This is a genomic window from Alteromonas lipotrueae (assembly GCF_019249255.1).
Lineage (GTDB): Bacteria > Pseudomonadota > Gammaproteobacteria > Enterobacterales > Alteromonadaceae > Alteromonas > Alteromonas lipotrueae.
This window is the reverse complement of record NZ_JAESDJ010000008.1, coordinates 202,244-209,930: the sequence shown is the minus strand read 5'-3', so window position 1 is coordinate 209,930 and position 7,687 is coordinate 202,244. Positions and strand designations below refer to the sequence as shown.

The window sequence follows — 7,687 nt, the reverse complement described above, 5'->3', positions numbered from 1 at the left end:
ATTGGTTGAACTGTATAGTAAGCTAATAGGTATAAGCATTGACAATTTGGGTACTGAAAAATCGAATGATATAAAAGTAAGGAGTAACTTCACTACGACATATGAGGGCATTGATTCAAATACAATTTCAGCAGGTGAAGACAACGTATTCATAATTTTAACAGCTCTTACTTGTTTGAAGTGGCTATTTGAAACGACAGAACATGCTAGTACACTTTTAATAGACGAAATAGATGCAACTCTACACCCGTCTCTGCAATATAAACTTGTTTCGATTATCGAAGAGTATTCTTTGAAATATAAAATCCAAGTTTTCTTCACAACCCATAGTCTTTACCTTTTAGAAAAATTATTGAAGAAAAAACATAATGTTCTGTATTTAACAAATAGCACTGGTAACAAGGTAAGGCTATTGGAAGATCCTGATATCTACCGCATAAATATGTTTTTAAAAAGTGAGTTACGAAAAGAAGCACTTTCAGATAAAAAAATAGCTATCTTTACTGAAGATGCTGAAGCTAGAATTCTGCTAATGGAAATATTTAGTAATTTAGCTGGGCATTGTACTAATTTTGCGAAAATACAGCATTACTTCCACCTTGTTGATATCAACCTTGGGTCTGATAGCTTACGAGACCTTTTTAAAGATAGATTTCTCAATAAAACAACTCTCAAATCAATATGCATACTAGATGGTGATAAAACCGACACTGCCAATAACAAGGATGGCAGAATTTTATCTTTACCGGAAGAGGGGGCTCCTGAGCAAATCGTTTTCAAACACCTAGTTGATATGAACTATGATCCAATGTTAACTGGAGATTTTTGGGAACAGCATCAGGTTGAAATGGAAGGGTTTAGCCTTACTTGGCTTCAGCATGAAGAATTAATTAGCAAAGCTAATACATTGCTCGATTCTTATGATCGGGAAAAAGCAAAAAAACTTTTTAATCAATACTTGGACTTTTTTATCCTTATATTCAGACACTGGTTAATCAATAAACGGGAAACCCACATCTATAGAAAATTTGTTAGGGCTCTTAATATAGCTTTTAAAGCAACTGCGACTGAAAATGGTATCAATCCTCATCTTTGGAATCTGGGCAATGTTAGCAGTCAATGATAAAATAGAGGATGCGATCATCTTTAACTCAACTAAGGAAAACAGTGTCTATTTATAACTCACCTTTACGCTACCCAGGTGGTAAGACAAAGCTGGTCGCCTATGTTCTTGAGACTCTTGAGATAAATGAATTAGTAGGTGGTACTTACATTGAGCCATTTGCTGGCGGTGCTGGTATTGCCTGGTATTTGTTGCTCAATGAAAAAGTTAAACATGTATGCATAAATGATATTAACCCCTCTATTTACTCTTTCTGGTATTGTGTTTTGTACAATACTCAAGAATTGAAACAACGTATCATTAACACACCCGTAACCATTGATGAATGGTTTAAACAAAAGCAAGTTCAAGAGTGTCAGGATTCTTCTATATTGGACTTAGGCTTTTCTACTTTCTTCTTAAATCGTACTAATCGCTCCGGTATTATCAAGGGCGGAGTCATGGGGGGTAAAAACCAAGAGGGAAGGTATAAATTAGATTGTCGATATAACAAGGACAAGTTAATAGAACAAATTGAAAATATTGCAAAACTCAGTGATAGAGTTACGTTGACAAGAAAAGACGCAAGAGAATTTTTGATTCGTGATATTCAAAAAATTGAAGAAAAATGTTTAATTAACATTGATCCTCCTTATTATGTGAAAGGAAAAGGGTTATATCAAAACTTTTTTGAACACCTCGATCACTGTGAACTGAGTGATGTAATCCGAACTTTAAACCGCCCTTGGATTGTCACTTACGATAATGCTCCTGAGATTAATGAAATATACGGAGACTTAAAGCCATCGTCTTTTGATTTAACCTACACAGCTCAAGTTAAAAGGAGAGGGTGTGAGGTGATAATTTATTCGCCAATGATTAACAAAAGCCCTCTGAACCCAAACATATCACTAAGTGAGTTAAAGAAAGTTAAGCGTCTACAAGCCTAGGTTCTAGCGATAAAAATATAAACAACTCGTGTGTATTTTTAAGTCAAAGAGGCCATTTGTTTACGTTTTTTGATATAAATTTCTGTCTTGTTGCCAGCAGCTTTTATGCCTCAAAGGCTCGAATATATGTTTACGTTAAAACAAGTCTCATAAGTCGAGTAGTTCTCTATAAGCGGCTGAGGAGTCTCTTTTGTTGTACCATATTTTAGGTACCGTGAGCGCAGCCGCTTTTTTGCTGACGTGGTACGGGTTGGCAAAGCAAATCGCTAATATAGAGACGCTTCGTAAAAGTCATTTGCCTGCTACTCAAAGCTTGTCGGTAAACCAGTTTGCCTCAAGCTTTTTTGCGTTTTATGCCAATTTTATTTTCGGTATTGCGATAGAGCCGCTTAGTCATTATCTCGTCTGGACTCGCTTTGGTGCGCTCCTTCTGATATTGGCAATCCTTTATCAGATTTGGCGAGACAGGCGGTCAATCTCAACTGGTTTTATCGTCAGTTTGTGTGCCGTTGCTGTGGTGATTGGGCTCTGTTCTATAGGCTTTCGTCCTTACCCCAATCTGGCCAAACTTGGGGCTAACAGCCTAATGTTGGTAGTAACAGTGCTACTTATGCAGGGCACACTACACCAAATAATGGTGTTAAGACGCAGTCGCGTTATCGGTGCGCTGTCGCCAACCTTATTTCGCAGTATTCTAATTAAAGATGTCACTACACTCGCGTTCGCGTTTACGATGCCTATTGCCGTCGCTTGGCCACTTATTCTTCTTAATGGGGCCAGTGTAATGACACGTGGCGGCTTACTCATTCAAATGAGTAAAATCAAAAATAATGGGGCCAGATTTAGTTAAAAGGGCGAGTTAAAGGGCTAATTAAATGAGTGAGCTAACCGGCTTTTCTAGCCAAGAATATGGTGTGCTTACTTCCTTTACCCTTGCGGGCTCTGGCAATGCGAGTGGACACTTCATAGCCTACGTTTTTTAGGCGAACAGAAAACAAGTAATCAGGCCCAGCAGACCATATGGCTAGCATGCCATTGGGTTTTAGCACTTCATAAATATCTTCTAAGCCGTCGATTGAATAAATCCAATTATTGTCAGAATGGGTTAACCCTTCAGGGCCATTGTCTACATCAAGTAATATGGCGTCGTAGGTGGGTGTTTTAGTATTTAAAAGGTGTTTTACATCACCTACTTTAACATTCGTTCTAGGGTCTTGAAGTGGGTTTTTAGCGCAGTTACCCAGTGGGCCTTTGTTCCATTCAACCACCTCAGGAATTAATTCGGCCACAGTGACTTGTGAACTAGGTGTCACTGCTTTTAGCGCCGCTGCAAGGGTGTACCCCATTCCTAAACCGCCGACTAAAACGTGTGCGTTAGGTGTGGATTTAAGATGCTCGCAGCCCATTTGAGACAGCTCTTTTTCTGAGTTGTATACACGGCTATTCATCAACTCGCCACGAATACCGGATAGGCGAATACTGAATTCTTCATCTCGCTGAGAAAACGTTAATTCACCACCGTTATTTGGAATTTGAGCTGTACCTAATTTAACCCATGGAACCATGTGAAGGCTTTTCCTTTTGACCGCAATTTGTTGCTTGAACTGAATCTAGGCGCGCAGAATAGCACATTTGCCGAGCATTGATGGAGTTAGCGCCTTTAAAGGCGCAAAGTGAAAATTGAGTAAATAGGGTCAGTGTTAATTAACCTTAAAAGTACACTGACCCCATATTCTTTTTATCGCCTTTTATCGGCGATACATCGCGGGTTCACCCTTTTTAGGTGTGCTGTTATTGATAAACTCACGTAAGTCTTGATTAGACTGTTTTAAATCGTCTCGTCGCAAGTACATCATATGCCCGCTTCTATAGCCTTTAAAGCTTAAACGGTCTTGCAAAATGCCGCTTTGATCAAGCTGCCACATAGTATATTTGGCATCAAAATAGTTGGTGGCGCCGTCGTAGTAACCTGCTTGAATCATCACATTCAAGTATGGGTTTTGTGCCATGGCAAGACGCAGGTTTTCGCCAGATTTATTGCCACTTCTGTCCCACGGGTGAACATCGCCAAACATATTATATTTGGTGTCAGTTTTGTAATTTAACTCTTCTCGCAAGTAGTAATTAATGGCGGGAGTAAACGAATGCAGCCATGAAGTAAGCTCTGCCCAGTAATCTGGTCTATCGCCGCTTTGCTTGGCATCTATACCTAAATAGCGGCTATCTAATCGGCCGAGTGTTTTACCTTCATCACGCAGTAGCGATTTCCAAAAATAGGCGGTGCTGACATCAAGGTTGTTTTGTGAAATCGCGTCTTCTGATAACCCCGAATAGCGCGCCATTTTTTTTAGTACAACTCGTTTTTCCTCAGCACCAATAAAGCCACCTTTTGCTAGCGCTGGAATAAGCGTGTTGATGGTGAAATCTTCCACTTCGGGAAGCAGTTCAGTTAAATCTTTATTTTGGAGTTCACGGTCTAACTTTTTGTGATACCAAGCAGTAGCGGCAAAATAAGGTAGGCGATTCGCGGCTTTTACTGGGCCATTGCGTTCAATACCAATATCGGTAGGTGATACTAATATTACGCCATTTAAATACATCCACTGGCGGTTTTGTAATTCAAGGGCTAAACCCGAAACTCGAGTAGTACCATAGCTTTCACCAATGAGGTATTTAGGCGAACGCCAGCGATTATGGCGAGTGACAAAGGTATTTACCCAATCTGCCAGGTAACTGATATCAGCGTTGACGCCAAAAAACATGCTCTTCTGTGCGTCCTTTGAAGGCATTTCACCTTCTTCATTCTTAAGTACGCGGCTGTACCCAGTATTAACGGGGTTAACAAATACGATGTCTGCTACATCTAATATTGAATATGGGTTGGTTTGCACGCCGTACGGCTGTAAGGGGTAGCCTTCATCATCAATATTTAAAATTCGAGGGCCTGTATAGGCCACGTGCATCCATACTGATGCTGAACCGGGGCCACCATTAAAAGAGATAACAAGCGGGCGAGACTCATTGTCTTTTATATCAGTGCGCTGATAGTAGGTGTAAAACAAGGTGGCGACCGCGTCATCCTTGCTATTCCACACCGGTTGCGTACCTGTTGTAGCGCTGTATTTCACGCGCTTACCTAATATTTTGGTTTCATGCTCGGTTACTACACTACTATCGATATCGATGGTGCGTTTATGTGTTTCTTCTGCTGCATTAGCGGTAATAGCGAACAATGCCACTAAAACAAACCACATAGCTTTGCTTTTGATTATTGAATTTATTGAGTTCATCGCGTTTTCTTTTCGTTGTTATTCATTTAATAAATGCCACGTACCTCACTATACCTTGCCGCAGAGGTATAGTGATATTTGCACGACAAAATAGCTAATATTTCCGACTTATACCTATGAGCCTTCCAGCTGAATAGAAAGTGATGGCATAAGCGAGTGTAGCTAGGAAAGGCGCGAAATCCCAAATACTCGCGCTAAGAAACTCAGCACTAAACTGAGCGAGAAGCTAATTTGCACATTCTACCGATGTGATGTTATAACATAATCAGTGCGGATTGATAAATAGTAAGGCTCTATTAAATGGACCCTTTGAAATCATATTCTTAGTTTACTGTTAATAAGGTAATCGAATGAAAACGCCAATCATTCCATCAAATTACGGGCAATGGGAACATTGCATTATAGAAGAGTGTGGTATTCCACTGACGGTATCTTTTGTCGATGAGCGCATCGCAGCAATGAGCGATGTGAAGAATGAGTACACACGACATTTTTTGAATTGCTACGGTAAAAATCATTACGACAATACGATGCGTTGGTTGATGCAAGCGAAGGAAACATTGTCATGAATCAGATAGTCGATAAGCAACAGCTTTTAGATGCCCCTACAGAAGAATATATGAACGAGGCCCAGCTTGATTTCTTCAAAACGCTACTTACCGATTTAAAGAGGAAAACAATGTTGCATATAGAGGAAATGAAGGTTCAATTAAGTGATCCTCCTGAGATAAATGATGATGTAGATCGAGCGCAATACGAGGAGGATTCGCGCATCGGTTTGCGCATTATGGATAGAGAAAGAAAGCTCATACGTAAAATAGACAAATCACTGAAGCGTATTTCAGATGGTGACTTTGGTTATTGCAAAGAGACGGGTGAACCTATTGGCATACCTCGGCTTTTGATTAGACCAATTTCAGAATATTGTGCAGACGTTAAACAAGTTAATGAAGGAAAAGAGCGCCATTTTCAACGAGAGCGAAAGTAACTTAAAAGGCCATTTATGGATGGCCTTTGTTTATTTTAAAAGCGCTAAGCGTTAGTGTTCACACGTTATGTAGATCAAAATTTATAAAAAGGTATATTCATGAAAAAGCCCTATTTAGCGGTCTCTTTACTCTTTTTTTCTAGTGTAGGGTTTGCAGTAAATGCACAGCAGCATGTGCACGGGCAAGGCGAGCTTTTAGTTTCTCAAGAGGGCAGCATGCTTCACCTTCAGCTTGTATTACCTGCCGCAGATGCCCTTGGTTTTGAGCACGAGCCTGAAACGACCGAGCAACTAAGTAGTCAAAATTTGCTTGCCGAAAGGTTCACCTTAAATACCAACGTGATAGATGTGGAGGGTAAATGCGAGTTAGTGGGTGTTGAGCACACATTAGAAGCGCATGATGACCATCATAAGAGCGACCATGAAGATGCTCACGAAGCGCACTCGGGTGATCACGACGAGGCGCACGAGAGCGAGCATGCTTTGCACAAAGAACATGACGAACATGAAGGGCACGAAGAAGAAAAGCATCAAAATATTGAAGTTGAATATCAATTTCACTGTGATGATGCGGTGTATGGCATTACCGTTACCCTATTTGAATCAATGCCATCGCTAAGTGCTATTCAAGCTCAGTGGATCACTGAACGTGGACAAGGTCTTTCTGAGTTATCTGCCCGTCAGCCAACGTTACGTTGGTAAGCTAAGAATCTGGTAGGTTAAAAATAAGGAACCATACTGAATGAATTTTCAAAAAATAAGCGATAAAACTGCCATAGCACTGTCTATGCTATGCGTGGTGCACTGCTTATTATTGCCTGTTTTATTACTTCTTCTCCCACCGCTAGCGGGTGTATTAGCTTTAGATGACGAGTTGTTTCATAAAACGTTGCTTTTCTTCGTTGTGCCAATCAGTGTTATTGCTCTCATGATGGGGTACTTTTATCACCGAAATCACACCATGCTTTTGGTGGGTGGTGTAGGGCTATCATTGCTTATTTTAGCCGTAGTGTTAGGACACGACGTGTTGGGTGAATACGGCGAAGTGGCGTTAACGATTATAGGGTCTAGCTTTATTGCATTTAGTCATATTCGAAACCTAAGACTACGCCGTCAAACAGATAATGAAACCGATTACCCGCACATCATCACACATAAATAACGGCGTACAGGAAGGGTGTGTATTACAACAAGTAAGCTTGAAAAATTAAGTGCTATTCCAACCAATATTATCAGTGGTTTTTTAGGTGTGGGAGCAACAATTAGTTGCATGCCAGCTAGATGAAAACCAAATGCCCTCTGTACTAAATGCTCACTAAATTCCCTTTAAATGCCTAGGATAATAGCTAACGCATAC

General features: G+C 40.3%; 9 protein-coding genes. 7 read left to right on the top strand and 2 right to left on the bottom strand.

Going from position 1 to position 7,687, the window contains the following annotated elements; translation table 11 throughout:
• The 3 genes from KYS23_RS13135 to KYS23_RS13125 form a co-directional block, all read left to right on the top strand.
• The coding region (locus KYS23_RS13135; RefSeq protein ID WP_218419003.1) for an AAA family ATPase at window positions 1-1,123 on the top strand (1,123 nt) is incomplete at its 5' end.
• Window positions 1,124-1,167: 44 nt separating this feature from the next.
• Complete coding sequence (locus tag KYS23_RS13130) at window positions 1,168-2,052, top strand: DNA adenine methylase (RefSeq protein ID WP_218419002.1); 885 nt, start codon at window positions 1,168-1,170, stop codon at window positions 2,050-2,052.
• 190 nt (window positions 2,053-2,242) lie between these two features.
• Window positions 2,243-2,902 (top strand): hypothetical protein, encoded by a 660-nt coding sequence (locus KYS23_RS13125; protein WP_218419000.1) that lies wholly within the window; start codon window positions 2,243-2,245, stop codon window positions 2,900-2,902.
• 34 nt (window positions 2,903-2,936) lie between these two features.
• Here the strand turns inward: KYS23_RS13125 and KYS23_RS13120 are convergent, their stop codons facing one another.
• Both KYS23_RS13120 and KYS23_RS13115 read right to left on the bottom strand, forming a co-directional pair.
• Window positions 2,937-3,617, bottom strand: a complete 681-nt coding sequence (locus KYS23_RS13120) for a spermidine synthase (protein WP_218418998.1) — start codon at window positions 3,615-3,617, stop codon at window positions 2,937-2,939.
• Between the two features lie 183 nt (window positions 3,618-3,800).
• Window positions 3,801-5,306 carry a S10 family peptidase gene (locus tag KYS23_RS13115; protein WP_246604388.1) on the bottom strand — a complete coding sequence of 502 codons (1,506 nt, stop codon included), beginning with the start codon at window positions 5,304-5,306 and terminating at the stop codon, window positions 3,801-3,803.
• A gap of 386 nt (window positions 5,307-5,692) precedes the next feature.
• Between KYS23_RS13115 and KYS23_RS13110 the strand changes: the two genes are divergently transcribed.
• The 4 genes from KYS23_RS13110 (at window position 5,693) to KYS23_RS13095 (ending at window position 7,492) form a co-directional block, all read left to right on the top strand.
• Window positions 5,693-5,911, top strand: a complete 219-nt coding sequence (locus KYS23_RS13110) for a hypothetical protein (RefSeq protein ID WP_159533941.1) — start codon at window positions 5,693-5,695, stop codon at window positions 5,909-5,911.
• The gene (dksA, locus tag KYS23_RS13105) at window positions 5,908-6,330 is read left to right on the top strand and encodes an RNA polymerase-binding protein DksA (RefSeq protein ID WP_218396886.1); all 423 of its coding nucleotides are present in this window, start codon (window positions 5,908-5,910) and stop codon (window positions 6,328-6,330) included. The genes KYS23_RS13110 and dksA overlap by 4 nt, the downstream gene beginning before the upstream one ends.
• Window positions 6,331-6,429: 99 nt before the next feature.
• Entirely contained in the window at window positions 6,430-7,032 is a 603-nt protein-coding gene (locus KYS23_RS13100; protein ID WP_218418995.1) for a ZrgA family zinc uptake protein, read from the top strand.
• Window positions 7,033-7,072: 40 nt separating this feature from the next.
• Entirely contained in the window at window positions 7,073-7,492 is a 420-nt protein-coding gene (locus KYS23_RS13095; RefSeq protein ID WP_218396881.1) for a MerC domain-containing protein, read from the top strand.
• Window positions 7,493-7,687: the final 195 nt, after the last annotated feature.

Coding starts and splice junctions, on each gene's coding strand:
- dksA (WP_218396886.1), top strand. CDS start 5,908: ATGAATCAGATAGTCGATAAGCAACAGCTTTTAGATGCCCCTACAGAA.
- KYS23_RS13100 (WP_218418995.1), top strand. CDS start 6,430: ATGAAAAAGCCCTATTTAGCGGTCTCTTTACTCTTTTTTTCTAGTGTA.
- KYS23_RS13120 (WP_218418998.1), bottom strand. CDS start 3,617: ATGGTTCCATGGGTTAAATTAGGTACAGCTCAAATTCCAAATAACGGT.
- KYS23_RS13095 (WP_218396881.1), top strand. CDS start 7,073: ATGAATTTTCAAAAAATAAGCGATAAAACTGCCATAGCACTGTCTATG.
- KYS23_RS13115 (WP_246604388.1), bottom strand. CDS start 5,306: ATGTGGTTTGTTTTAGTGGCATTGTTCGCTATTACCGCTAATGCAGCA.
- KYS23_RS13110 (WP_159533941.1), top strand. CDS start 5,693: ATGAAAACGCCAATCATTCCATCAAATTACGGGCAATGGGAACATTGC.